22 protein-coding genes, 1 tRNA gene and 1 pseudogene are annotated in these 25,894 nt (G+C 69.5%); 16 read left to right on the top strand and 8 right to left on the bottom strand.

From position 1 onward, the window contains the following. The first annotated feature begins 50 nt into the window (after positions 1–50). From RAH40_RS16255 to RAH40_RS16240, 4 genes are all read left to right on the top strand, one after another. Positions 51–563 (top strand): hemerythrin domain-containing protein, encoded by a 513-nt coding sequence (locus RAH40_RS16255; protein WP_306598623.1) that lies wholly within the window; start codon positions 51–53, stop codon positions 561–563. 10 nt (positions 564–573) lie between these two features. Beyond that, on the top strand, positions 574–1,260 hold the full coding sequence (locus RAH40_RS16250) for a CoA transferase subunit A (protein ID WP_306598621.1): 687 nt from the start codon (positions 574–576) through the stop codon (positions 1,258–1,260). Further along, positions 1,261–1,917 carry a 3-oxoacid CoA-transferase subunit B gene (locus RAH40_RS16245; RefSeq protein ID WP_306598620.1) on the top strand — a complete coding sequence of 219 codons (657 nt, stop codon included), beginning with the start codon at positions 1,261–1,263 and terminating at the stop codon, positions 1,915–1,917. A gap of 166 nt (positions 1,918–2,083) precedes the next feature. Next, a complete protein-coding gene (locus tag RAH40_RS16240) occupies positions 2,084–2,896 on the top strand; it encodes a class I SAM-dependent methyltransferase (protein ID WP_306598619.1) in 813 nt (270 codons plus the stop codon). A 6-nt stretch (positions 2,897–2,902) separates the two neighbouring features. Here RAH40_RS16240 and RAH40_RS16235 read toward each other — a convergent pair whose 3' ends face one another. Then, complete coding sequence (locus RAH40_RS16235) at positions 2,903–4,171, bottom strand: hypothetical protein (RefSeq protein WP_306598618.1); 1,269 nt, start codon at positions 4,169–4,171, stop codon at positions 2,903–2,905. A 163-nt stretch (positions 4,172–4,334) separates the two neighbouring features. Then, positions 4,335–4,766 (bottom strand): hypothetical protein, encoded by a 432-nt coding sequence (locus RAH40_RS16230; RefSeq protein WP_306598617.1) that lies wholly within the window; start codon positions 4,764–4,766, stop codon positions 4,335–4,337. Positions 4,767–4,836: 70 nt separating this feature from the next. On the opposite strand from RAH40_RS16230, the gene RAH40_RS16225 reads away from it, so the two are divergent. Continuing rightward, positions 4,837–5,208, top strand: a complete 372-nt coding sequence (locus RAH40_RS16225) for a metallopeptidase family protein (RefSeq protein ID WP_306598616.1) — start codon at positions 4,837–4,839, stop codon at positions 5,206–5,208. Between the two features lie 150 nt (positions 5,209–5,358). Further along, positions 5,359–7,206, top strand: coding sequence for an MFS transporter (locus RAH40_RS16220; RefSeq protein ID WP_306598615.1), 1,848 nt, complete (start codon positions 5,359–5,361; stop codon positions 7,204–7,206). A 54-nt stretch (positions 7,207–7,260) separates the two neighbouring features. Here RAH40_RS16220 and RAH40_RS16215 read toward each other — a convergent pair. Further along, positions 7,261–7,518, bottom strand: a pseudogene (locus tag RAH40_RS16215) (transposase); the annotation flags it as partial. A gap of 146 nt (positions 7,519–7,664) precedes the next feature. Here RAH40_RS16215 and RAH40_RS16210 point away from each other — a divergent pair. Both RAH40_RS16210 and RAH40_RS16205 read left to right on the top strand, forming a co-directional pair. Beyond that, positions 7,665–8,507, top strand: a complete 843-nt coding sequence (locus RAH40_RS16210; RefSeq protein ID WP_306598614.1) for a tyrosine-type recombinase/integrase — start codon at positions 7,665–7,667, stop codon at positions 8,505–8,507. Between the two features lie 3 nt (positions 8,508–8,510). Continuing rightward, a complete protein-coding gene (locus tag RAH40_RS16205) occupies positions 8,511–9,635 on the top strand; it encodes an IS91 family transposase (protein ID WP_306598613.1) in 1,125 nt (374 codons plus the stop codon). 296 nt (positions 9,636–9,931) lie between these two features. On the opposite strand, the gene RAH40_RS16200 is transcribed toward RAH40_RS16205, so the two are convergent. Together RAH40_RS16200 and cysK are read right to left on the bottom strand one after the other, a co-directional pair. Beyond that, positions 9,932–10,852, bottom strand: coding sequence for an ISL3 family transposase (locus RAH40_RS16200; RefSeq protein WP_306598612.1), 921 nt, complete (start codon positions 10,850–10,852; stop codon positions 9,932–9,934). Between the two features lie 390 nt (positions 10,853–11,242). Continuing rightward, positions 11,243–12,172, bottom strand: coding sequence for a cysteine synthase A (gene cysK / locus RAH40_RS16195; protein WP_306598611.1), 930 nt, complete (start codon positions 12,170–12,172; stop codon positions 11,243–11,245). A gap of 131 nt (positions 12,173–12,303) precedes the next feature. Here cysK and RAH40_RS16190 point away from each other — a divergent pair, with 131 nt between their 5' ends. Both RAH40_RS16190 and RAH40_RS16185 read left to right on the top strand, forming a co-directional pair. After that, entirely contained in the window at positions 12,304–12,738 is a 435-nt protein-coding gene (locus RAH40_RS16190; RefSeq protein WP_306598609.1) for an Rrf2 family transcriptional regulator, read from the top strand. A gap of 56 nt (positions 12,739–12,794) precedes the next feature. Beyond that, positions 12,795–13,535: a DapH/DapD/GlmU-related protein gene (locus RAH40_RS16185; RefSeq protein ID WP_306598608.1), complete on the top strand. Its 741-nt coding sequence runs from the start codon at positions 12,795–12,797 to the stop codon at positions 13,533–13,535. A 187-nt stretch (positions 13,536–13,722) separates the two neighbouring features. Here RAH40_RS16185 and RAH40_RS16180 read toward each other — a convergent pair whose 3' ends face one another. From RAH40_RS16180 to RAH40_RS16170, 3 genes are all read right to left on the bottom strand, one after another. Further along, a complete protein-coding gene (locus tag RAH40_RS16180) occupies positions 13,723–16,059 on the bottom strand; it encodes an ABC transporter permease (protein WP_306598607.1) in 2,337 nt (778 codons plus the stop codon). A 1-nt stretch (position 16,060) separates the two neighbouring features. After that, the gene (locus tag RAH40_RS16175) at positions 16,061–18,439 is read right to left on the bottom strand and encodes an ADOP family duplicated permease (RefSeq protein ID WP_306598606.1); all 2,379 of its coding nucleotides are present in this window, start codon (positions 18,437–18,439) and stop codon (positions 16,061–16,063) included. Between the two features lie 283 nt (positions 18,440–18,722). Then, positions 18,723–18,799: transfer RNA gene (locus RAH40_RS16170), tRNA-His, on the bottom strand. 210 nt (positions 18,800–19,009) lie between these two features. Here RAH40_RS16170 and RAH40_RS16165 point away from each other — a divergent pair. From RAH40_RS16165 to RAH40_RS16140, 6 genes are all read left to right on the top strand, one after another. Next, a complete protein-coding gene (locus RAH40_RS16165; RefSeq protein ID WP_306598605.1) occupies positions 19,010–20,527 on the top strand; it encodes a Do family serine endopeptidase in 1,518 nt (505 codons plus the stop codon). A gap of 86 nt (positions 20,528–20,613) precedes the next feature. Then, positions 20,614–22,251: a hypothetical protein gene (locus RAH40_RS16160; protein WP_306598604.1), complete on the top strand. Its 1,638-nt coding sequence runs from the start codon at positions 20,614–20,616 to the stop codon at positions 22,249–22,251. Between the two features lie 2 nt (positions 22,252–22,253). After that, positions 22,254–23,543 carry a hemolysin family protein gene (locus RAH40_RS16155; RefSeq protein WP_306598602.1) on the top strand — a complete coding sequence of 430 codons (1,290 nt, stop codon included), beginning with the start codon at positions 22,254–22,256 and terminating at the stop codon, positions 23,541–23,543. Next, a complete protein-coding gene (locus RAH40_RS16150; protein WP_306598601.1) occupies positions 23,533–24,363 on the top strand; it encodes an NTP transferase domain-containing protein in 831 nt (276 codons plus the stop codon). Before RAH40_RS16155 ends, RAH40_RS16150 begins: the two co-directional genes overlap by 11 nt. A 9-nt stretch (positions 24,364–24,372) precedes the next feature. Then, entirely contained in the window at positions 24,373–25,371 is a 999-nt protein-coding gene (locus RAH40_RS16145) for a phosphotransferase (protein ID WP_306598599.1), read from the top strand. A gap of 2 nt (positions 25,372–25,373) precedes the next feature. Then, positions 25,374–25,883, top strand: coding sequence for a GNAT family N-acetyltransferase (locus RAH40_RS16140; protein ID WP_306598598.1), 510 nt, complete (start codon positions 25,374–25,376; stop codon positions 25,881–25,883). Positions 25,884–25,894 lie beyond the last annotated feature (11 nt).

Below are 25,894 nucleotides of genomic sequence, written 5' to 3'. Positions count from 1 at the left end.
GATCCCCGGGACCGCCTGCGGCCGGGAGGATCGACCCCCCTGGAGGCCGTGTGCATCTCGACGAGAAACAGGAACGTGAGGCGTGGAAGGTGATGCCGGTGGCGGACCTGGTCCGGCACCTGGTCGGGACCTGCCACCTGGAATGCCGGACGGACATGGCGGACCTGGAGACCCTGGCCGAGCTCATCGCCCTGGAGGACGGGCGCCGCAATCCCACCCTGGTCGAGATCCGGGACATGATCAGCCGCTTCTGCACCACCATGCGCGCCCACCTCGCCCTGGAGGAACGCAACCTCTTCCCCTACATCCTGGCCATGGACGCCGGGACGGTCCCCGAGGGCCGCAAGGAGCACCTGGACTCGGTGAGGGCCCTCCTGGAGGGCGAGCACGAGGCCGAGGCGGGCCTGCTCCGCAGCATCCGGGGCCTGGCGTCGGCCCTGGCCGCCACCTCCTCCCCCGGAGGCCCCGAGATCCGGCTCCACGAGTGCATCAAGCACCTCTCGGGCCGGCTCCAGAAACATCTCTACCTGGAAAACCAGGTGCTTTTCCCCCGGACGCGCTAGTCTCTTACGCGTGTTCGACAAGCCCATCCTCTCCCCAGCCGAGGCAGCTTCGAAGATCCGGGACGGCCAGGTGCTCATGTCCGGGGGCTTCATGGGGTGCGGGGCGCCGCAGACGCTCATCCACGCGCTGCGGGCGAGGAACCTGAAGGACCTGACCCTCATCAGCACCGACACGGCCATGCACGACCTGAAGTCGGGCCGGGTCACCGGCATCGGCCACCTCGTCCAGGACCGCGCCTTCCGGCGCATCATCGCCAGCCACATCGGCCTGAACCAGGAGACCCAGCGCCAGATGAACGCCGGGGAGACGGTGGTGGACCTGGTGCCCCAGGGCACCCTGGCCGAGCGCATCCGGGCCGGGGGCGCGGGGCTCGGGGGCTTCCTCACCCCCACGGGCATCGGCACCGAAGTGGCCGACGGCAAGCAGGTGATCACCGTCGGGGAAAGGGCCTTCCTGCTGGAGCTCCCCCTGCGGGCGGACGTGGCCATCATCAAGGCCAAGGTGGGGGACCGCGCCGGCAACCTCGCCTACGCGGGCACCGCGCGCAACTTCAATCCCATGATGGCCACCGCGGCGGACCTGGTCATCGCCGAGGTGGAGGAGCTGGTGGACATCGGCGCCCTCGACCCCAACCACGTGCACACGCCCTCGATCTTCGTGGACTTCCTCGTCATGGCCGAACGCCTGGAGATGTGAATGGACTACGTTCCCGACAAGGACGTCATCGCCAGGCGCATCGCCCGGATCTTCCGCTCGGGCGACGTGGTCAACCTGGGCATCGGCCTGCCCACGCTGGTGGTGAACCACCTGCCCGCGGGGGTCTCCATCATCCTCCAGTCCGAGAACGGGCTCATGGGCCTGGGCCCGGCGCCCCCGCCCGGACAGGAGGACCGGGACATGGTGAACGCCGGCGGAGCGCCCATCACCGTGCAGCCCGGGGGGTGCTTCTTCGACTCCGCGGCGAGCTTCGGCATCATCCGGGGCGGCCACGTGGACTACACCGTGCTGGGCGTGCTGGAGGTCGACCAGGAGGGAAACCTGGCCAACTACAAGGTGCCCGGGAAGATGGTGCCCGGCATGGGGGGGGCCATGGACCTCACCACCGGCGCCCGCAAGGTCATCGCCGCCACCCTGCACTTCGAGCCCACCGGCGCCAGCCGCCTGCGCCGGCGCTGCTCCCTGCCGCTGACCGCCGCCCGGGAGGTGGACCTGGTGGTCACGGACCTGGGCCTGTTCGAGGTGCGGGACGGACGGTTCCTGCTGCGGGAGTGCCTGGGGCCCTATCCCCCGGACTGGATCCGGGAGCGCACGGACGCCGACATCGACGTGGCGGACGGGGCCTGGCCGGCATGAATCGTCCCCTGGACGGGATCCTCCCGGGGTGCCATCCTGAGGCATCCCGGGAAGGGCCCGGACTTTTTAACTAAGTATTAATTTTAAAGAGACTTATATGGACTTTGCATCGTCGCAGGGCCTGCCTTCGGCTTTGGCCGGTGGCCACCTGTCTCCCGATTCCCCCGTGCCCTACGCCTTCGAGCGGGTGCAGCGGGACAGCGACGGCGGGGAGGTGGCCCGCCTGGAAGCCCAGAACCTGCTGTTCGAGAAGGCCCGCCCCCTGGACCAGCTGCCACCCACGGCCCCGGACGGGGCCATCCTCGACCTGGGCTCCGGCACGGGGTTCTGGTCGCTGCGGCTCGCGGCGCGGGTCCCGGAGGGGAGCATCACCTGCCTGGACCGCTCCGGGGAACTCCTGGCCCTGGCCCGCAAGCGCCTGGACCTGCCCGGGGTCCCCCGCGCGTCGTTCCTGCTCCAGGACCTGCGGGCGCTGGACCTGCCGGAGCGGGCCTTCGACCTGGTGTTCACGTCCGTCACCCTCGCCCACGTGCGGGAGCTGGGGGAGGTGCTCCCCCGCCTCGCCCGCACCCTGAAACCGGGCGGCTGGATCGCCTGCTTCGAGCCCGTTCAGCAGGCCCGGCGGTTCAGCGACATCCACCCCCCGTGCCCGAACCTCGACTTCCTCATGGACCGGTTGCTGGACGTGGTGGAGGCGCGGGGTTCCGACCTCTCGGTGGGCCTGAAGATCGCCCACCACCTGGAGCGCCTGGGGCTGGCGGAGACCGAGCTGCGCAACTACGGTTCGGCGCTGCACGGGGAGGACGCCCTGCTGTGCATCCAGGAGGTCTTCCTGCCCCTGGCCTGGGCCTACCTGCGCCACCGGTGGGAACCGGGGCTGCTGGAGCGGCGCCTGGAAGCCGCCGCCCGGGAGGCGCCCACGCCTCACCTGTGGCTGGATTTCAGGCGGGCCGTGGTGCTGGCGCGACGCCCGGGGTGACCGGGCTCACTGCGGCAGGAGCTGGCCCCCGCCGGTGAGGGCGTAGGTGCCCGAGGCCAGGTAGCTGTTGGCGGCCAGGGCGGCGTCGTAGTAGACGTCGTGGCCGTTGCCGACGATGTTGGTGAAGGTGGAGCCGCCAAGGCCGGCGGCGTCGGAGAGGGTGGTGAGGTACGAGGTCCCGGTGACGGTCCAGGTGCTGGACGCGTCCAGGGTCAAGGCCGCCCGGTTGATGGTGCCGGTGAGGGTGGAACCGTTGTGGAGGGTCGCGCGGATGGAACTGTAGGCATCGTCGGTGACGAGGTTGCCCGTCAGGGCCTGGGCGCTGGCGGTGAGGTTCGCCACGCCCCCGTTGCTGCCCGAGGTGCCCCAGGCGGAGGTGCCGCCCGCCTCCACCAGGACGCCGGAGGCGGCCGTGGCGCTGACCCCCGTGAGGTTGATGGCCCCGGTGACGTTGGTGACCAGGAAGAGCGGGCCCGCGGTGGCGGTGAGCGAGCCGCCCGACTGGGTGAAGGTGCCCGAGGCGGTGCCGGTGCCGCTCTGGAACATGAGCACGCCCCGCTTGCCCGTGGCTGTGGTGGTGAAGCCGGCCCCGGTGGCGGTCAGGGTGCCGCCCCCCTCCACGACGGCGGCCTCCGCCCCGCTCGCCGTGTAGGTGCCGCCGGTGACCGTGGTGGTCCCCGCGCTGTGGAGGGCGGGGGAATCCACCCCCGTGGCCGACACCGTGCAGCTGGTGGCCAGCAGGGTGCCCGAGCCGCAGGCCACCGCCGCGGCGTCCGCACCGCCGGTGGCGACGGTGACGCCCGAGAGGGTCAGGGCCGCCCCCGAGGCCGCGGCCGCGCCGTGGGCCCACTGGTCCGAGCACTGGATGCTGCCTCCGGACATGCCGGCGGTGGTGCCGGACCCGGTGGCGAACACGCCGGTGGCTCCGGCGCCGGTGGTGGTCACGGAACAGTTCACCAGGCTCACCACACTGGCGGACTTCACCAGCACCGCCGCGTCCAGTCCGCTGGCGAGGCTGGCCGAGGAGGACGAGGTGTCCCCGGACGTGGTCACGGTGGAATTGGAGAGGGTGAAGGTGCCCGCGTTGGCCACGCACACCGCGGACTGGTCGGCGCCCGTGGCCGAGATGGCCTGCCAGGCGTAGGAGGCCGAGCCTCCGCTCTGGTAGTAGGTGGCCGTGGTGCCCGCGGTGGACTCGGTGCTGGTCAGGCCCGCCGCGCACCCCAGGGACAACGCCAGGGCCGCAAGGGCGGGCAGGTGGGGATTCTTGGGCATGGCGCCTCCAGGTACACCCCAGGGTGCGGTCCGGGGGGCCCGGGTTCTGCGCCGCCGCCCAGCGGCGCGGGGGCGCCGCCGGAACGGGGCCGCCCGCCGCCTGGTGCAGCATTAGGCACCTGCCTGCAATTAAAACCAGGACGGAACGCTCCGGGACGCGGCGCTAGCCGGCCTGCAGCCGCTCCAGGGCCGGCGTCTCCGGCAGGACGAGCACCGGCAGACCGGCCTTTTCAGCGGCAGCCTTCTCCCTGGCCATGCCCGCGGTGAGTTCTCCGCCGCAGAGAACCAGGGCGTCGCATCGCAGGAGCAGCGCCTCGCAGGCGTCCAGCACCCGGGCGCGCACGCCCAGGCCCCCCGGTCCCGATTCGTCCACGAAGGCGAAGTTGGCGTGGGGGACCACCAGGACGGCCGAAGGCAGGAGGTCCTGCACCAGCCGGGCCCGGGCCAGCATGCGCACCTGGTTGCGGCGGATGGCCTCGGGGGAGCCGTCGCCCCGCAGGGGGCCGGCCAGGTAGAGCACCCAGGGGCCCTGGCCGAACCGCGCCTGGAGTTCGCGCCAGGGATCGCGACGGGGGTATGCGGGGGACGGGAACATGGGGACACCTCGCCTCCAGGATGGGGGCTCCCGCGCGACAGTCCGTGTCCATCGGGCGTACACTGGAATCATGCAGATGACCCGCCGGCGGTTCGAGCATGTGGTGGCCAGGGCCCTCGAGCTCATCCCCGAGGAGTTCAAGCCCTATCTCGAAGGCCTCCCGGTGGTGGTGGAGGATGAACCTTCCCTGGAACTCCGGGAGGCCATGGGCATTCCGGAGGAGGAGACCCTCCTCGGACTTTTCACCGGGCCTGCCCTGGATGAAGAGATGCCGGGGTCCGGTGAGCTCCCCGCCAGGATTACCGTCTACCGCCTCCCCCATCTCGAGGAAGCCGATAACATCCTTGACTTAGAACTAGAGGTGGCCCGGACGGTGCTCCACGAGGTGGCCCACCGGTTCGGGATCGGGGAGGACCGGCTCGGCGATCTGGGCTTGGATTAGAAGTTCCCAAAATATTTTCTTTCCTTTGGTTGAAACCAGACTTATTCTCAGCGGCGCCATCAAGTTCTTATTGTGTTTCCGACCACCGCTCCCTCCAAACCCAATCCCGGGCTGGAGGGATTTAACGTTCACTTCCCTGAGGAGTCGCGCATGAGTGAACAGGCCGCCGCCAGTTTGGACGCCCCAGAGGTCTTCACGGACAAGGCCACCCTGCGAAGGGTGATCACGGCATCGTCCCTCGGAACCCTCTTCGAGTGGTACGACTTCTACCTCTACGGAAGCCTCGCCGTCTTCTTCGGGGGCAAGTTCTTCCCCGCCCAGAACGAGACGGCCCAGCTCCTGGCCAGTCTGGCGACCTTCGGCGCGGGCTTCGGCGTGCGGCCCCTGGGCGCCCTGGTGTTCGGCCACATCGGCGACCTCATCGGGCGGAAGTACACCTTCCTGGTGACCATGGCCACCATGGGCCTCTCCACGGCCCTGGTGGGGCTCCTGCCCACCTATGAGCACATCGGCATCTGGGCCACCATCATCCTCGTCCTGCTGCGCCTCCTCCAGGGCCTGGCCCTGGGCGGGGAGTACGGCGGCGCGGCCACCTACGTGGCCGAGCACGTCCCCGACGCGCGGCGCGGCTACTACACCAGCTACATCCAGACCACCGCCACCCTGGGCTTCTTCGCCAGCATGGCCATCATCGGCGCGACCCGCTGGATCATGGGGGAGGAGGGCTTCAAGAACGGCACCGGCCACCTCATCTCCGGCTGGCGCATCCCCTTCCTCCTCTCCTTCATCCTGCTGGCCGTCAGCCTCTACATCCGGGTGAAGATGCAGGAGAGCCCCCTGTTCGCCAAGCTCAAGAAGGCCGGTTCCGTCTCCAAGAACCCCCTGAAGGAGAGCTTCACCAACCCCGTGAACCTGCGCTACGTGCTTCTCGCCCTCTTCGGCGCCACCGCGGGCCAGGGCGTGGTGTGGTACACCGGCCAGTTCTACGCCCTCACGTTCCTCCAGGCCGTCCTCAAGGTGCACTGGCTCCCCGCCTACCTCATCATCTCGGTGGCCCTGCTCTTCGGCGCGCCGCTGTTCCTGTTCTTCGGGCACTTGTCCGACAAGGTGGGCCGCAAGAAGGTGATGCTCTGGGGCTGCCTGCTGGCCGCCCTCACCTACGTGCCCATCTACATGGCCATGCGGTACTTCGTGCCGGCCCTTCAGCCGGGCCAGAAGGTGGTCGAGCTCGCCGCCATTCCCGCCTTCAACCTGGTCATGCTCATGGGCCTGGTGTTCATCCAGATCATCTACGTGACCATGGTCTACGGCCCCATCGCCGCCTTCCTGGTGGAGCTGTTCCCCACCAACGTCCGCTACACGTCCATGTCCCTGCCCTACCACCTGGGCAACGGCTGGTTCGGCGGCTTCCTGCCCCTGATCGCCACGGCGCTGACCGCCTCGGCCATGGCCAAGGAGGCCTTCGGCAGCGGCGCCATCTACGCGGGGCTCATCTATCCCATCGGCATCGCCCTGCTGACCCTCGTGGTGGGCGCCCTCTTCATCAAGGAGACCCGGGGCCACAAGATCGACACGGCCATCCGGGTGGACGCCACCGTCCAGGAGCTCTTCGACTGGGTGGCGGTGCTCGCGGCCATGGGCATCGGCTTCATCCTGCTCCTGCAGTGGAACAGCGACTTCCTGGTGGACATCGCGGCCCGCAAGGGCATCTTCTACGCCGTGTGGAACAACCTGTGGTATCCCCTCATCGGGGCCATGGCGCTGTGGGCCCTGCCGGTGCTCTTCTTCCGGCTGGAATTCGACCGGCTGCCGGCCCTGGGCATGGTCCTGGCCTGCCAGGCCCTCACGGCCCTCTTCTCCTACCGCCTCTACCTGGCCTTCACCACCATGGGCGGCATGTGGAAGTTCTTCGCGTTCACCTTCGTGCTGGGCATCTACACCATCGTCCTGGCCGGGGGCTACGCCTTCGGCAAGGGACGGCCGAGGATGGCTTCCTGATCGATGGGACGGTACGGAAAAAGGGGCCGCTTTCGCGGCCCTTTTTTCGGTTCTTCACGGATTTCCGGGGAAGGCCGCACGGATCTTGAGGAAGAAGTAGGCCTCATCCCGGTACCCATAGGCGATCCGCTTCAGGACCTTGATCTTGTTGTTGATCCCCTCCAGGATGCTGGTGTTCAGGTGCCACCGGCAGTGCGAGAGGATGTCCTCGATCCGCTTGGCCAGGTTTTTCGCAAAACGTACCAAAGGCGGCAGGCCGCTTGAGGTGGCCATGGCCAGCCAGTTCTCCCAGGCCTTCCGGGCCCAGCCCTCTCGCTTGAACGAAGCCGCTTCGCGGCAGGGTGAAAAACGCCCGTCCAGTCCGGTCGCTCACCGGGGGACTTGCGGAAGTATATAAAAGCAGGCTCCTTGGTTATGGCGGTGTGTCAGCACCGTCCCCATAACCAAGGAGGAACTGCATGCGTGCAGATAGTGTATCTCTGTCCAGATTTTCCGGCGATCTCCGAATGGCGGGCCGGGCGGAAAGAACCATCGAGTTGTATGTCGCTTCGGCCCGGCGTTTCGAGGAGTTCCTCGGCCAGGACCTGCCGGATGCGAGCCAGGAGGCGATTCGGCGCTGGGTTGACCATCTCCGCGGCCAGGCGGTCGGGGCGTCCCGGCTTGGGCAGCATTACTCGGCCCTGAAATTTCTCTATTCAAGGACACTGGGCCAGCCGGAGAAGGTGGCCTGGATCACCATCCCCAAGGCCAAGGCGCACCTGCCCTCGATCCTCGGCCGGCCTGAGATCCAGCGGCTCCTGGACGGGTTCACGACCGCCAAGTACCGCATGTTCTTCACCCTGATCTATGCCACCGGCTTGCGTATCAATGAGGCCAGCCTGCTGGAAACCCGTGATATTGATGCCATGCAGAAGGTCATCCATGTCCGCCATGGCAAGGGTGGCAAGGAGCGGATGGTGCCCATGGACGGCAAGCTCTACGGGTTGCTGCGGACCTACTACAAGCACGAGCAGCCGCCGAAGCCCTGGTTGTTCGCCTCCAAGTTGGGCAACCCCATCTGCCCTGAGACGGCGCGCCGGGCCCTGTTGTGCGCGGCAGCCGCCTCCGGCATCGGCAAGATCGTGGGTCCGCACATGCTCCGCCACGCCTTCGCCACCCATCTGCTGGAGAACGGGGAGGACCTGCGCCGGATCCAGGTTGTCCTGGGCCACGGCAGCATCCGGTCCACTCAGATCTACACCCAGGTCGCACCAAGCCAGGTTGCTGCCATCCGCAGCCCGTTGGAAGACCTGCCGGATTGAGGCGTGGGGCCCCGGCCCCGGTTCGACATCGGCGAGATCGTCCGCAGGCACCGCCCCGCCCTGGAGGCCAGGCATCGCCTTGCCCCGGGACAGAAGAAGGTGCTGACCGCGATCAGTCGTTGCCGCACCGCCGCCCTCGGCGGCCACAAGCTGGTCTGCGAGCACGGCGACTATGAGCGGATCGCCTACAACTCCTGCCGGGACCGGCACTGCCCGAAGTGCCAGGCCCTGGCCCAGGAGAAGTGGATCGCCGCGCGCAGTCGACGGATCCTGGCCATTGGCCACTTCCACGTGGTGTTCACCCTGCCGGCTGAACTGCGGGCTCTGGCCCGGCTCCACCCGGCCGAGGTCTACCAAGCCATGCTGCGCGCCGTGGCCGATACGCTTCTGGAGCTGGGCAGGACCCGCAAGGGCCTGACCTTTGGCCTGACTCTGATCCTGCATACCTGGACCCGGGAACTGGCCTTCCACCCCCATGTCCACGCGCTGGTCAGCACCGGCGGCCTGAGCCTGGATGGCGGCCGTTTCATCCGGCTCAAGCACCGCTACCTGTTTCCCCTGAAGATGCTGGGCGACGTGTTCCGCGGCAAGGTCCTGGCCGCCCTGGGGGCCGCCCGGGATGGGGGCAAGTTCCCGGAACGTACCGTGGCCGCCTACGCCCAGTTGATCGCACAGGTGAAAGAGAAGCGCTGGATCGCCTACGTCAAGAAGCCGTTCCGCAAGTCCGGCCACGTGCTCCATTACCTCGGGCGCTATACCCACCGGGTGGGCATCGCCAATTCCCGGTTGGTGGATGTCACGGACGACCAGGTGACCTTTCGCACCAAGCACGGCCTCACCGCGACCCTGGAGCCGCCGGAATTCCTCCACCGCCTGGTCCAGCACGTCCTCCCCCCGGGCTTCCGAAAAATCCGCCACGCCGGCCTCTACGCCGCCGCCCAGCCCGGAGGTCTGTTGGACCAGGCCCGGCAGGCCCTGGGCGAGACCAAGGTCAAGGCAACTCCATCCCCGGTGACATGGCTGGAGCAAGAGATGCGCGCCTGCCCTGTCTGCGGCGGCATGCTCCACCGGGTCCGCCTGGATCCCACCGCCCCCCGGGCACCTCCCGAAGTTGACGCCCCATGCTGACCGTCCCCACAACGACCAGGCTTTCTCGCGCCGCAACCTGCCACCACGGTGGGCTGGAGAGGGTCTGCTCATGGACAGGAGCGGAACCATCGCGGCCAGAACAGAGCGTGAAATCGAAGGTCAGGGAGACGATGGCCAAGGCGTTTCCACCATCCTCAGGCGGCCTGCCAAGCTCGATTTGCCCATAGCAGCCCAGTCGCGCCGGCCCCTGCCGCTCCGGGCTTGTTCAAGACCGTAAATCGGGTTGCGCGTCATCGCACCGACCCAGCCGAAGGCCTGGGTTCCGCGAACCCGATTTACTGACTATTAAAGCCCCACAGGGCCTTAAGGGCGTCCTTCATGACGTAGGCCGTCATGAGGGCTTGGTTCGCCTCCAGGAGCGCGTTGAGCCTGGTCTTGCTCTCCCGGTTGGGCAGGTTCTCCCAGTTGCCCAGCAGGAGCCACTTGGCCCCCTTGATGAGTTCCCGGGCGGCCTTGTCGTCCCGGCACCGATTGGCCTCGTTGACCCGGATTCGGTCGAGCACCTGCTTTCCGAAATTGGCCAGGACATGGAACTGGTCCAGGACGATCTCGGCATTGGGGCAGTGTTGGCGGACTTCCGCTTCGAAAGTGGGGGACATGTCCATGGCCACCGCCGCGACCTTGCGGCACCGCCGCTTGCCGAGCCATTCGAAGAAGGGCCTGATATCCGCCTTGCCCCGGCCTTTGCCCACCCAAAGCACTTGGCGGGTTTCGGTATCGGCGAACACCGTGGCGTAGCTCTGCCCCTTATGGAGGGCGAACTCGTCCATCATGAGCAGCCGGACCTTGCCTGGTCTGGCTGGCTCCAGCGTGCGCTCCAGATAGGCCTTGTCGATGTCCTTCACTGTGCCCCAGTGGAGGCCATAATGCTCGGCAACCCGCTTGATGGGCATGACCTTGCACATGCGGGCCACACTCTCGGCCATGCGGTTGGTGACCCGTGCATAGGGTTCCAGCCAGTCCAGGGCCTCCAGCTTGGGTCCGCAGGCAGGGCAGGCCACCCGGACACGCCAGACCACCAACACGGTATCCGCGTCGAACACGGGCAGGTCCCGGATCTCTCGCTGGGACCAGTCGTGCACCGCTGAAACCTTGCGCTGGCAGCCGCTGCAGGTCCGAGGGTGGACACCGAAGCCGAGCAACTCGATCCAGACCTGGGCGCGGGTACCCTTCTCCCCCGGTTCGAACCTTTCCACGGTTCCGACGCGATGCCCTTTCCATCCGCCCAAACGGGCAATAAGCTCCTTGGTAGGCAGCAGCGGCCTCCTCTCATCCTGGTTTCTCGACAACTCCAAGATGCCTGAAGTCCACTGCTGCCGACCTGTTACCCGATGAATCCGGCAATCTCGATCGAAGGGCCTATCGCCGAGGCGCCGAGGAGCCGAGGATCGCCGAGGAATAAAAAGAAGATCTTTTCTCGGCGAACCTCGGCCCCTCGGCGCCTCGGCGATAAGCTTTTCGTTTCAACTTACCTGGATGACGGGCTCAGAACGGCCCCTATCGACCGGACCCGGCCTCCTCGTCAGCACCAAGCTAAAGTGAGTGTGGGTCGGCGCCACCCCTCAAATCCGTGAAGAACCCTTTTTCTACGCCTCGGAGAAGAGCGGGTGGGTGAGGTAGCGCTCGCCGGTGTCGCAAACGACGGCGACCACGGTCTTGCCCGCGCCCAGTTCCCTGGCCACCTTCAGGGCCGTGAAGACGATGGCCCCGGTGCTGATGCCCGTGAAGATCCCCTCCTCGCGGGTGAGGCGGCGGGCGATGGCGATGGCGTCGTCGTAGCCCACGTCCTCCACGCGCTGGAAGGCCTCGCGGTTGAGGATCTTCGGGACGAAGTTGGCGCCCAGGCCCTGGAGCTTGTGGGGGCCGGCCTTGCCCTGGGTGAGGAGCGGGGAGTCCACGGGCTCCACGGCCACCACGAGGGTGCCGGGCTTGCGCTTCGCCAGGATCTCGCCCACGCCGGTGATGGTGCCCCCGGTGCCGATGCCGGCCACGAAGGCGTCCAGCTCGGGCACCTGCTCGAGGATTTCCTCGGCGGTGGTGCGGCGGTGGACCTCGGGGTTGGCGGGGTTGTCGAACTGGCGCACCACCCAGTACTTGGGGTCGGCTGCCGCCAGCTCCTCGGCCTTGTCCACGGCGCCCTTCATGCCCAGGGGGCCGGGGGTCAGGATGAGGTTGGCCCCGTAGGCCTTGAGGATGGCCCGGCGCTCCAGGGTCATGGTCTCGGGCATGATCAGGGTGATGGGGTAGCCCTTGGCGGCGGCCACGAAGGCCAGACCCACGCCGGTGTTGCCGCTGGTGGCCTCGAGGATCTCCTGGCCGGGCTTGAGGGCCCCGGAACGCTCGGCGTCCTCGATCATGCTGAGCGCGATGCGGTCCTTGACGCTGCCGCCGGGGTTGGCGCTCTCGAGCTTGAGGTAGATGGTGGCGCTGCCCTTTTCCGCGATGCGGTTCAGGCGGACCACGGGGGTGTTGCCGATGAGCTGGTAGGCGTAATCCACGCGATTGGGACGGGGCATGGGACTCTCCTTTCGGGGTTGGGGGACCTTCGGAACCCAAGAATGGGGGATCCGGAATTAATTGTCAAGTTTATCCATGGACAATAGGAAGAATTACGTTCTCCCCCTATACTGGGACCTGGAGGCGGGCGATGAAGGTTTCCACCAGGGGGCGGTACGGGCTGCGGATCATGGTCGAGCTGGCCGTGCACCACGGGTCCGGCCCGGTCCTGGTGACCACCATCGCCCAGAACCAGCAGCTCCCGGGCAAGTACATCCACGTGCTGGTGGGGGGCCTGAAGGCCGCGGGCCTGGTGACGGCCGTGCGCGGCCCCAACGGCGGCCTGGAGCTGGCGCGGGAGCCCCGGAGCATCACGCCCCTGGACGTGGTGGAGGCCCTGGAGGGCCGCATCAGCGCAGCCGACTGCACCCTGGACCCCGAGCTGTGCGGGCGCGCCGCGGACTGCGTGACCCGGGACGTGTGGTGCGAACTGGCCGCGGCCATGGAGGCCTCCCTGCGCCGGCACACGCTGGCCGACCTGGCCGAGCGGGTCAAGGCCGGGGGCGGCGCCGCCTACGTGATCTGAGCGGCTGACAGGGCGGCCCCGGGGATGGCACGATACATCCAACCCCCGGAGTCCCCATGGCAGAGCAGGTCTGGAAGCGCAGGATCCTGACTCCGCTGCAGTTCCTTCTCTCCCTGGCGCTGTTCGCCGAGGCGGCCATCGTGCTGGGCCTGGCGGCCTTCCCCGCCATCAAGCTGGTGGTGTGGGCCCAGGGCCTACCGCTCGCCGGCAACCTCCACGTGCTGGCCCTGGGCATCGCCCTGGGGGCGGCCTACTTCGTCTTCGGCATCACCCTCATGGTCCTGCTGCCCATCGCGCGCTGGGTCACCTTCGCCCAGGGCACCCCCGTGGGCACCTTCACGTACGTGTCCTGGGAGGGGTGGCGCTGGGCGAGCTACAACGCCCTGACCCTCTTCCTGCGCTTCTCCTTCGTGAACTGGGTTCGGCTCACGCCCTTCCTCCCCGCGTACCACAGCCTCATGGGCATGAGGATCGGGGCCCGGGTGCAGATCAACACCGCCGTGGTGGCCGACCAGAACCTCATCACCATCGGCGACGACACCGTCATCGGCGGGGACGTCACCCTGGTGGCCCACGTGGCCGAACGGGGCCGCCTCTACGCCGCGCCGGTGGTCATCGGACGGAACGTCACGGTGGGCCTCATGGCCGTCATCTTCCCGGGCTGCGTCATCGGCGACGGAGCGGTCCTCGCGGCGGGGTCGGTGCTGTCCAAGGGGACCCGGGTGGGCGCCGGGGAGATCTGGAGCGGGGTGCCGGCGCGCAAGGTGGGTAGGAGGCACGGGGCCAGGCCCTCCTAGGCTGCGGTGGCCGGCCCTCCCCACGGGTTCGCAACGCTACGCCATGCCGGTGACGAAGGGGAAGACGTTGGCAGGCACCTTCAGGAACCGCGTGGGATGGTTCCCAGGGCGGGAGGGGCCGAAACCCTCTCTGGCCGGGTCGCGAGGAGGCCATTCATGGCGCAACGATCCCAATCCGGACCCGAGGCTACTCGCTCCGCAGCACCGCCCAGGGATCCACCCGCAGCGCCCTAAGCGCCGGCAGCAGGCACGCCGCGAGCCCCACCGCGACCAGCAGGAGGGCCGCGGCGCCTAGCGTGGCCGGGTCCCCGGCCCGCACCCCGTGGATCTGCGACTGGATGAACCGTCCCAGCGCCACGGCCCCCGCGAGGCCGCAGGCGATGCCGGCCCCGATCCAACGCAGGCCCTGGCCCAGCACCAGGCCCAGGATGTCGCGGGCCGTGGCGCCCAGGGCCATGCGGATGCCCAGCTCCCGCCTGCGCATGCCGGTGATGAAGCTCAGGACCGCGTAGATCCCCACCGCTGCCAGCAGCAGGGCCAGGGCCGCGAAGGCGCCCAGCAGCACGCTGCCGGCGCGGGTGGCCTGGCGGTCCTGGTCCACAAGCGAGGCCATGGCGCGCACGGTGCCAAGGGGCAGGTCCGGGTCCACTTCCCGCAGCGCCCCGCGCAGGGCCGGGGCCAGGGCCGCGGGGCCCCGAGCCACCAGGGCGAACGAACCCAGGCTCTGGGACGTGGGGCCGCCCAGGGTGAGAGGGAGGTAGATTTCGGGCTCGGGGTCCCGGGCCAGACCGTTGTGGCGCACGTCGCCGGCCACCCCCACCACGCGCAGCCACTGGCCCCGCTCCAGGGCCACGCGGCGGCCCAGGGGGTCCCCTTCGCCGAAGTGCCTGCGGGCGAAGCGCCGGCTCACCACGGCGCCGTCCCGTTCCCCCTGCTCCAGTTCCCGGCCCCGCAGCAGGGGGATGCCCATGGTGCGGAAGTAGGCGGGGGAGACGTGGTGGGCGATGGCGATGCGGCCCTCCTGGGCGGGCTGGCCCTCCACGTCGTACGAGGTGGTCCAGGTGGAGCCGGCAAAGGGCAGCGTATCGCTGGCGGCGGCGGAGGCCACGCCGGGGATGGCCTCCACCCGGTCCCGCAGGCGCCGGATGAAGGCGGCGCGGTCCTCGAGGGCGGGGTATGCGCGGGCCGGCACGGTGAGCGTGGCCATGACGAGCTGGTCGGGCTGGAAACCGGGGTCCAGGGTGCGCAGGTGGGAGAGGCTGCGCACCATGAGGCCCGCGCCTACCAGGAGCAGGGTGGTGAGGGCCACCTCGGCCGTCACCAGGACGCCCCGGAGGCGGTTGTGCGCCGTGGCGCCGGGCCCGGGGGCCAGGCCCAGCACGAGGGCGGTGGCCACGGACAGCAGCAGGATGAACCCGGCCATGCGGAAGTCCCAGCCGGGGCGGTCCAGGTGGGCCGGCAGGGCCAGGAGCCGCACCAGGCCGGACATGGCGGCCTGGGCCGGCAGCCACCCCGCGAGGCCCCCCAGGAGCCCCAGCAGGGCGCTCTCGGTGAGGGCCTGGCTGCCCAGGTCCCAGGGCGAGGCCCCCAGGGCCGTGCGGATGGCCTGGTCCCGCTGGCGGCGGGCCTTGCGGGCCAGCATGAGGTTCAGGAGGTTGGCGCAGGCCGCCAGCAGCACGAAGGCCACGGCGCCCAGGAGGAAGAGGAGCGTGCCCCGGGCGTCGCGCACCAGCTCGTCCCGCAGGGGGACCACCTGCGCGGAACGCCGGGTGTTGGAGGCGGGATGGGCGACGGCGAGGGCCGCGGCGACGCGTGTCATCTCCGACCGGGCCCCGGCCAGCTTCATGCCCGGCGCCAGGCGCCCCACCACGCCCAGGAAGTGCCACCCGCGCCGTTCCGTCTCCTCGGCGCTGAAGGCCGCGGGCAGGATCAGGTCCAGCCGGTCCCCCATGAAATCGAACCGGAAGCCCCGGGGCATCACCCCCACCACCAGCGCGTCCGATCCGTCCAGGGAGACGCTGCGGCCCACCACGGCCGGATCCCCGCCGAACTGCCGCATCCAGAAGCCGTGGGAGAGGATCACCACCCGGGAGGCCCCCGTGGCGTCCTCCTCGGGCAGGAAGCCCCGCCCCAGGGCCGGAGCCACCCCCACCACCCGGAAGAATGTCCAGGAGGCCCGCAGACCGAAGGCCCGCGCCGGCTCGATGCCCCCGGCGACGTTCACGGAGGTGTTGCACACCGCGGCCAGGGCGTCGAAGCCCCGGGCCTCGCGCCGCCAATCCAGGAAATCCGCGGGGGAGACGGAGGTGATGGAACCGTCGTTGGTGTGGGTCTCCCACACCGCCACGAGGCGCTCCGCGCCCGGATAGTCCAGGGGCCGCAGCAGGGCCCGGTCCACCAGGCCGAAGATGGCGGCGTTGGCGCCGATGCCCAGGGCCAGGATGAGCACGGCCATGGCGGTAAAGCCGGGGGTGCCCGCCAGGGAGCGGAGGGCCCATCTCAGGTTGGTGGCGAGCCGGTTCATGTCACTCCTGACGCAGGGCTTCCGACGGGTTCACCCGGGCGGCGCGCAGCGCCGGCAGGACGCAGGCCAGGAGCGCCGTCGGAACGAGGATGGCCAGGACGCCCAGGTGGATGGCCGGACCCGCCCCGCCCAGGCCGAAGAGCAGCGGCCCCAGGATCCTCCCGGCCTGCCACCCGAACAGGATCCCGAGGCCAAGGCCCAGCCCCACCATCGCGGCGGCGCCCGCCAGGATGCCCCCCACCACCTGGGCGCGGGTCGCGCCCAGGGAAAGGCGGATGCCGATCTCCCGCCGCCGCTGGAGGGTGATCTGCGCCAGGACCCCGTAGAGGCCCACGCCCGAGAGCAGCAGGGCCAGGAGCCCGAACGCGGTGAACAGGATGCCCGCCATGGTGCGCACGGCCATGCTCTCCTTGAGCGCTTCGCGCAGGGGCCGGGGCTCGGGCAGCGCGAGGCCGGGATCCAGGGACCGGAGGACGGCCTTCACCTGGGCGCCGTACCGGGCGGGGTCGCCCTGCACCTTCACCGCCACCACCGGGCCGCCGAAGAGCTCATGGAACTCCGCCGGCAGGTAGACCTGCGGGTCCTCCGGCCGGTCGAGGCGGTTCTCGGCCGTATCCGCCACCACGCCGGCCACCCGCTGGGGGGCGATGCCGTCGGAATACAGAGGGCGGCCCACGGCGTCCTGGCCCGGCCAGAGCTTTTCCGCCAGGCGCCTGCTGATCATGCAGGTGCCGGGGTCCGCCGGGGGGAAGGTTCCTCCCGCGAGGAGGGGGATGCCCATGGCCTTGAAATAGCCCGAGGTGACGACGTGGACCCGCACATAGATCTCCGAGCCCTGGGCCCGTCCGGGATCCGCGGTGACGCTGCCTCCGTTGGTGGCCTTGACGAAGGGGAGGGTGTCGTTGACGCCGGCGCCCCCGACGCCCGGCAGGGCCGACAGGGCGGGTTCCAGGCGCGCCAGGAACGCGCGCTGCGCCGGCAGGTCGTACCGGGAGGGCGGCAGGGGGACGTTCACCGTCAGCACCGGTCCCGCCTCGAAGCCGGGATGCACGCGCTGGAGGTTCACGAGGCTGTGGATCAGGAGTCCGGCTCCGGTGAGCAGCATCACCGACAGGGCGACCTCCGCCACCACCAGGCCCTTGAGCACGCGCCAGTGGCCGCGGGAGTGGCTGGCGCCGTACCCGGCCCGGAGCACCTCCACCAGGCGCGGGCCGCAGGCCATGAACCAGGACAGGAAGGCCAGGGCCAGGCCCGTGGCCAGGACCAGTCCCAGGGCCGCCGCCAGCAGCGCGGGGTAGACCGAGGCGGCCGGCATGGGGAGGAGGTCCTCCAGCAGCCAGCGGAGCCCGCCCTGGATGAAATAGCTCAGCGCGATCCCCGCCGCGCCGCCCGCGGCGGCGAGCATCAGGCTCTCGATCAGGAAGAGGCGCCCCATGCGCCCCCGCCCCGCGCCCAGGGCCTGGCGGATGGCCAGGTCCCGCCCCCGGCCCAGGTCCCGCACCAGTTGGAGCCCGGCGACGTCGAAGCAGGTGATGAGCAGCACCAGCGCCACCGCCCCCTGCAGGAGGAGCAGCACGCGACGGTAGTTGCTCACCGTCTCCTCCAGCAGGCTGGAGGCGCGCAGGTCGAACCGGGGATTCTGCCTGCGGGCCTCCATGCCGGCGGCGGCGGCCCGGACCTGGGCCTGGGCCTGGACGAGGGGAACCCCCGGGTTCAGCCTGCCGATCGCCAGGAAGGTGCCCATGCCGGGACTCCGCGTTCCGAAGGGGGCCGCCTCCGGCACGAACACCTGGGAGTCCGAGATCCGGCGGTGGAACCGGAAGTCCTTCGGCAGCACCCCCACCACCTGCACGGCCTTGCCGTCCAGGTCCAGGGTGCGGCCCAGCACGGCGGGATCGCCGCCGAACCGCGCCATCCAGAAATCGTGCCGGAGCACGCCCACGGTGGCGGGCAGCACCTCCTCGTCGGGGCGGAAGACGACCCGGCCCAGGGCGGCCCGGACGCCCAGGACGTCGAAAAAGCCCGCCGTGACCATCCCCACGTCCACGCGAATCGGCTCGGCCAGCCCCGTCAGGGTGCGGGTCCGCGCGGTGCAGGCCGCCATGGCCTTGAAGCCTCGGCCCGCGGCCTGGAGCGCCAGGAAGTCGGGCATGGTCATGGGTCCGGTCTCACCGGTCTGGAGGTCCGCGGGATCCACCTCCACCAGCCGGCCGCTGTCCGGGAAGGGCAGCGGCCTGAGGAGAAGACGGTCCACGTGGGAGATCACCGCCAGGTTCGCGCCGATGCCCAGGGCCAGGCAGCCGGTCGCGGCGGCCAGGAAGCCCGGAGCGCGGAGAAGGCTCCGGACCGCCTGGCGGATGTCGATGAGAAGACCTGTCATGACGCTGCTCCGGGGAATCCGGTCCAGGTCAGCCAAATGGGTGCCAAAAACAAACCCCTTTATTCCTACCTTTTGGATTCAACACCCGGGGACGCGGCGTCCCGGAATCGGGATCCGGCGTCCCACCCCCGCACATCCGTTCCCCTCCGGGGCGGGACGGATGGCGCGGGTGCCCACCAGCTCCACCGGAATCTCGAGGGGGAGGCTCCGGTCAGGCATGGAGGGGAGGTCCGGCGCGACGGGGAAAAGCCCCGGGGAGGGAGACTCCACGGGGCTTTCGATCTGGGGCGGATGACCGGACTTGAACCGGCGACACCTGGAATCACAATCCAGTACTCTAACCAACTGAGCTACATCCGCCGTTGGATCTATCAGAATATCCGCAACGTGCCCCCCTGGGAAGCGCCATCTCGGGTCCCGGCGGCGAGGAGCTAAACCCGCGCCTTTTTTCCTCGTCTATACTAGATGGCGTATGAGGTTCACGACGCGGAACTTATTGATCTTTTACATCATATAGCAACCAGACCCATCACCTGGCCCGGGTCGGGCAACTCTCACGAGGGAATACCTATGAAACGTCAGATCAAGCAACTCTTCATGCTTTCCGCCTTCGCGGGCGTCTGCATGGCCGTGGGCATGGGGCTCAGCTACCGCTGGGTCGCCAGGGCCCAGGAGGAGCAGCCCGTCACCGTCGACGCCAAGGGCCTCGACCGCCTCCCGCCCATCGCGGACGTGGCGGAGAAGCTCAATCCCACGGTGGTGGCCATCACCAACACCAGCTTCGTCAAGAACCGGGGCCGCTTCGAGGGCGAGTCCCCCTTCGGCGACGACTTCTTCAACTGGTTCTTCGGGCCCCAGCGGCCCGGCACCCGCAAGCCCCAGGAGGAGGAGCAGCGGGTCCAGGCCGGCGGCAGCGGCGTGGTCATCTCCCCCGACGGCAAGATCCTCACCAACAACCACGTCATCGACGGCGTGCGGGGCGGGGACAGCACCATCGAGGTGAAGATGGCCGACGGCCGCACCTTCAAGGCCACGATCCTGGGCAAGGACAAGGAGCTGGACATCGCGCTGATCAAGATCGACGCCAAGCACCTGCCCTACGCCAAGCTGGGCGACAGCGACGCCATGCGCATCGGCGAGTGGGTGGTGGCCATCGGCAACCCCCTGGGCCTCGAGCACACCGTCACCCAGGGCATCGTCTCGGCCAAGGGCCGCCAGCTCACGGGCCCCGGCCTCGAGTCCTTCATCCAGACCGACGCCGCCATCAACCGCGGCAACTCCGGCGGACCCTTGCTCAACCTCCGGGGCGAGGTCGTCGGCATCAACACCGCCATCCGCCCCGACGGCCAGAACATCGGCTTCGCGGTACCCGTGAACATGATCAAGCGGGTCATCGCGGACCTGGAGAGCGGCAAGCCCGTGAGCCGCGGCTACCTGGGCGTGGGCACCCGCAACCTGGACAACGAGTTCCAGTCCTCCCTGGGCATCAAGGAAGGCGCCGTGGTCTCCAACGTCGACCGGGGCACGCCCGCGGACAAGGCCGGCATCCAGCGCCTGGACGTCATCACCGCCGTGGATGGCCAGAAGGTCCGCAGCGGCGATCAGCTGGTGGCCGCCATCGCGGGCCGAAGGGCCGGCGAGTCCGTCACCGTCACGGTGTGGCGCGACGGGGCGTTCAAGGACATCAAGGTGACCCTGGGCGACCGCAAGGAGTTGCAGAAGGGCGAGGCCCAGGACGGAGAGGAGGACGACTCCGCGCCCAGGACCGACCCCGACAACCCCAAGCAGATGAACCTCGAGAAGACCTACGGCTTCACCGTCGAGGCCCTGTCCCCCGCCAACCGTCACCAGTTCGGCGTCCCCAACGACGTCAAGGGCGTGGTCATCACCTTCGTGGCGGCCCGGTCGGGAGCCGCGGAAAAGGGCCTCCAGGCCGGCCTGGTCATCACCGCCGTGGGTCCCAAGGACATCGACGGGCTCCCGGCCTTCCAGGCCGAAGTCAAGAAGGCGGGGGGCAAGAAGCCCCTGCTCCTGCTCGTGCGGCCCCCCAGGGGCGCCTCGCTTACGATCGCCATCCCCCCGCGCTAGACGGCGGAAGCACAAAGGCTGCCGGGATTCTTTCCCGGCAGCTTTTTTTCTGGGTTATCGTATAAGTCCATTTGCAAGGATCGAATATGGGCAAGCGTCTCCTCGTCGTGGACAGCGATCGGAGATTCATCCAGGATCACAAATCCCCGTTGGAATCCGCCTTCGAAGTCGACTTCCTCTACACCACGGAGGGGGCGCTCACGCGCCTGGAGTCGGGGCAGTACGGCGGGATCCTCCTGTGCGTGGAGACGTCCGAGAACAAGGGCTACGCCCTGTGTTCGGCCATCCGCAGGGCCCCCATGCACGCGGACCTGAAGATCGCCCTCATCAGCGCCAAGGCGTCCGAGGAGGAGTATTCCCGGCACCGCGGCACCAAGGGCAAGGCCGATCTGTACCTGCACAAGCCCATCAACACCACCGCCCTCATCCCCGCGCTGGCCGAGCTGGTGCCCATGAAGGAGGACGATCCGGACAACCCCCTGGGCGACCTCGCCGGGGCCGACCTGGGCGACGAGTGGCTGGAGAGCCTGCGCACGGAGCTTGAGACCGAGCCGGCCCCGGCGCCCCGGACCATCGCCCCCATCCCGGGCTGGGCCGCGGAGCCGCCGCCCGCCCCCGAGAAGCCCATCCGCAACCAGGGGGAGATCGAGCTCCTGGAGTGGCGCGTCAAGGACCTGGAACTCAAGCTCTCCGCCCAGCACGACGAGCTGGAGCGCAAGACCCGGGAGATCGAGGAGCTCATCCAGCGCAACGCCGCCGTCACCCGCAACCTGGACGACATCCAGCACAGCCAGGGCGAGGCCGAGGCGCTTCGCCATTCGCTCCAGGAGCGCACGGCGGCCGAGGACGGCCTCAGGGGCGACCTCCAGGACGCCCTGGACGAGCAGAAGCGCCTGGTGGAACAGCTCGACGAGGTCAATGCCCTCCTGTCCGAGAAGAACCAGCAGAACGCCGAGCTCATGGAATCCCACCAGCTGCTCCAGGCCCAGCTCGAGGAGGCCTGGGAGGCCGCCGCCAAGGTCAAGGACCTGGAAGCCTCCCTTTCGGAAACCCAGGAGACCCTGCGCACCGCCGGGGCCCAGGCGGCCCTCGCCGAGCAGCACAGCTCGGACCTCCTCCATGAACTCGAAGGCGTGCGCGCCGACGCGGCCGTGAAGCAGGCCCGCATCCAGGAGCTGGAAGGCGCCCAGGGCCGGGTGGCGGAGCTGGAGGCCGAACTGGCCTCCGCCAGGGAGCAGGTCGCCTTCCAGGAGCAGACCCAGCGCGACCTCGCCGAGGCGCGGGCGAAGCTCGAGGCGGAGTGCGCCGCCAAGGACGACGAGCTGACGGAGCAGGCCGGGGAGATCTTCGTCCTCCAGGAGAAGCTCAGCCTCCAGGAGGCCACGTCCCGCGACCTGCGGGAGGAGCGCGACACCCTGGGCGGGCTGCGGGAGCAGCTGGAACGCGCCGCCAACGACCTCCAGGCCCGCCTGGACACCGCCGAGGCCGCCGGGGAGAGCCAGCGCAGGGAGTTCCTCGCCGGCATCGAGGAGCGGGAGGCCAACCTGGGCCGCCTGCACGCCGATCTGGATGCCGGGCAGGATCGCATCAACCAGCTGAACCGTGAAAAGGCCGACCTCGCCGCCGAGCTCCAGGGCCGCCAGGACCGCCTGGACACGATCGGGACCGTGCTCGCGGAACTCGGGGACAAGGCCCGCCAGGCCCTGGACCTCGCCAAGGGCTGAGCATGCACACCAGCGCCCTGATCGCCACCCCGGCGCTCATTCTCGCCACGGGGTTCTTCGTCTGCGCCGAGTTCGCCGCGGTGCGGGTGCGCAGCACGCAGCTGGAGGCCCGGCTGGACGCCGATCCCCGGGCGGCCCAGGCCCTGGAGGTCCACCGCAACCTGGACCGCCACCTCTCCAGCATCCAGGTGGCCATCACGCTCCTCACCATCAGCCTGGGCGCCGTCGGGGAGGACGTCTTCGTCAAGGGGTTCCAGGCGCTCTTCGGGGGCACGCCCTGGCCCCGGGTGGGGCTCGTCCTGGGCTCGTTCATGGGGATCCTGGTCATCACGCTGCTCCAGGTGGTGCTGGCCGAGCTGCTGCCCCGGGGCGTGGCCCTGCGCTCGGCCGAGGTCTGGGCCCTGCGCACCGCGGGCCCCCTCCTGTTCTGGTCCCAGGCCATCGCTCCCGTGACCCGGACCCTGACCGGCCTCACCCACGGACTGGAGCGGCTCCTGGGGGTCCCCCCCGCCGTGGACCACGCCCCCACCGAGGACGAGTTCCGCCGCATGCTCATGAAGAGCAAGCTGGAGATCTCCCGCAAGGACCTCATCGAGAACCTCTTCGACTTCTCCAAGCGCACCGTCAAGGAGGTCGCGGTGCCCCGGGCCCAGGTGGTCTACTTCGACCTCCAGCGCACCTTCGAGGAGAACCTGGCCCTGGCCCGGAGCTGCGTCAACACGCGCCTGCCGCTCTGCGACGGGGACCTGGACCACGTGGTGGGCGTCATCCACCTGCGCGACCTGCTGTGGGCCCTCAACGACCAGGGCCCGGAGCTGGACTTCCGCAGGCTGGCCCGGGCCGCGTTCATGGTGCCCGAGATGCGGCTCATTCAGGACCTGCTGCTGGACTTCCAGAAGCAGAAGCAGCACCTGGCCCTGGTGGTGAACGAGCACGGCGGCGTGGACGGCCTGGTGACCCTGGAGGACGTGCTGGAGGAGCTGGTGGGCGAGATCCAGGACGAGTTCGACCGGGAGGTGATCAACCTCCGGCGCACCCGGGGCGGGGCCTGGCTGGCCCAGGGCAACGTCACCCTGGAGGAGCTGGAGGACCACCTGGACCTCCACCTGGAGGTGGAGAAGGGCTCCGTGAGCCTGGGCGGGCTGTTCCAGGAGCGGCTGGGGCGCATCCTCCGGGCCGGGGACGAGCTGCGCATCCAGGGCTGGCGGATCCGGGTGCTGGAGATGCGGGGCATGGCCCCCCGGAAGTTCCTCCTCAAGCCCGTGGCCACCGGGGAGCCCAGTGACGATTGACGGGTTCATCCTGGCGGCGGGACTGGGAACGCGCATGGGACCCCTGTCCCGGGCGCTGCCCAAGCCGGCCTGGCCCTTCAACGGCCGCCCGCTCATCGCCCTGGCCGCCGATGGCCTGCGCCGGGCGGGGATCATGAACCTGGCCTGCAACGCCCACGTCCTGCCCGACCGCATCCGGGAGGCCGCCCGGGGCACCGGCATCGAGGTGTGCCCGGAACCCGTCCTGCTGGGCACGGCCGGGGGCCTGCGCCACGTGCGGGACCGGGCATCCGGCGAACTGGCGGTGTGGAACGGCGACATCCTGGCCGATCCTCCCTGGGAGGCGTTCCGGGAGCGCCACCGGGCCCTGGGCTCGGACCTGAGCTGGCTCCTCATCCCCCACCCCGGCGGCCCCTGGAACCCGGTGTGGCTGGACCGGACCGGCCGCATTCTCCCCCCCGGCCAGACCGGCGAAGGGCCCTACCATTTCGTGGGCCCCGCCTTCTGGAGTCCCCGGGCCCTGGCCCTCCTCCCCGAGGAAGGGCCCGCCGACGTGAAGGTCCACGTCCTGGCCAACCTGGACCGGGCCTTCGGGGTGGTGGTGGACCCCTTCCCCTTCTACGAGATCGGGTCGCCGGACCAGCTCATCGAGGCCGCGGCCCGGGTGGCCCCGGAGGCCGAGGGCCGGATCCCCGGCTGCTACGTCCATCCGGAGGCCCGGCCGGCCGGGGACCTGCGGCACTGCGTGCTGGGTCCCGGCGCCCGGCTCCACCCCGCCTTCCGGGACCAGGACGGTTTCTGGTTCGAGGAAGGGGGACACCTTGTGCGCCTCGCGCTATAGACTGGAACGATGAGCGCTCAACTCCAGTCCGTCCTCGATCGCTGGGGCTGCAGGAACCCGGTCCTCCTGAACGGGGACGCCGGCCTGCGGCAGTACTTCCGGGTGGACCACCCCCACCTGGGCAGCGCCCTGGTGGTCCTCTACCCCAACGCGGATCCCGCAGGCACCGACGATTCCTACTTCGAGTACCGGGCCCTCCAGGCCTACCTGGACCCGGTGGTGCGGGTGGCCACCATCATCCAGTACGACGACGAGCTGCGCGCCATGCTGGTGGAGGATCTGGGCTCCACCACGCTGGAGATGCGCCTGATCGCGCATCCCGAGGAGGAGCTCGCCTGGGCCCGGGACGTGGGGGGCCTCCTGGCCACCTGGCTGGGCCTGCTCACCGAGGGTGCCCCGCCCCGGGCCTTCTTCATGCTGCGCCGCTTCGACCACGCCAAGTTCCAGTTCGAGTGGGAGTTCTGCAAGCAGCACTTCTTCGCCGACTTCCTGGGCAAGGAGGCCCCCCTCTGGCTGGACCGCATGATGGAGGACGTGCACAACGGCCTGGAGTCGCGCACCCACTCCCTTTCCCACCGCGACTTCCACGTGCGCAACCTCATGGTGCACGGCGACCGCCTCGTGACCCTCGACTTCCAGGACGCCCGCAAGGGCGCCGCCACCTACGACCTGGCCTCCATCCTCTTCGACGGGTACTGGGACTGGTCCGAGGAGGCCCGCGCCATCATGATCCGCAGCGTGGAGGAGGAGACCGGCTGGAGCGAGACCCTCCTGTGGGAGGAGCTGAACCTCAGCGGCATCCAGCGCAACCTCAAGACCCTGGGCACCTTCGGCAACCAGGTGGTGAACCGCGGCAAGGCCCACTTCGCCCCCGCCATCCCCCGCACCATCCGCCATCTCCTGGGCCACTTCCAGCGCATCCACCACGGCGAGGGCGTCCTGGCCGCGGAACACTGGCTGCGCCTGGCGGAGAAGCGCCTGCTCAAGACGGCCGGGGATATCGACTAGGCATGCTCGTCCGCCTTGGCCACCCGGAGGATGTGGAACCCGTGATGGCGCTGGTCCGCCGCGCCGTGCCCCTCATGCGCCAGGCCGGCAACCTCCAGTGGGACGACACCTACCCCAACGCGGAGGTGTTCGCCGGGGACGCCGCGAAAGGCCAGCTGTGGATCGCCGAGGAGGACGGGCAGGTGGCCGGCATGGCCGCCATCACCGAGGACCAGGAGCCCGAGTACGCCGACGCCGGCCTGGATCCGGACGAACCGGCCATCGTGGTGCACCGCCTGGCCGTGGACCCCGCCTTCCGGGGCCGGGGCGTGGCGGAGGCGCTGATGCTGCAGGCGGAGGAGGTGGCCCGCGAGCGCGGCATCACCGCGCTGCGGCTGGACACCAACACGGAGAACGAAGCGACCCGGCGGCTGTTCCCCAAGCTCGGGTACGTCCTTGCGGGTGAGATCGGATTGGCCTTCAGGCCCGGCCGGCGATTCCTCTGCTATGAGAAGCGCCTGCCGGGAGTCTGATTCCCCGGCCG

The sequence above is a fragment of the Geothrix sp. 21YS21S-2 genome, from assembly GCF_030846775.1.
In the GTDB taxonomy this organism is placed as follows: Bacteria; Acidobacteriota; Holophagae; order Holophagales; family Holophagaceae; genus Mesoterricola.
Note: the sequence above shows the minus strand (reverse complement) of the source record. Positions and strands in the feature narration are given on the sequence as shown.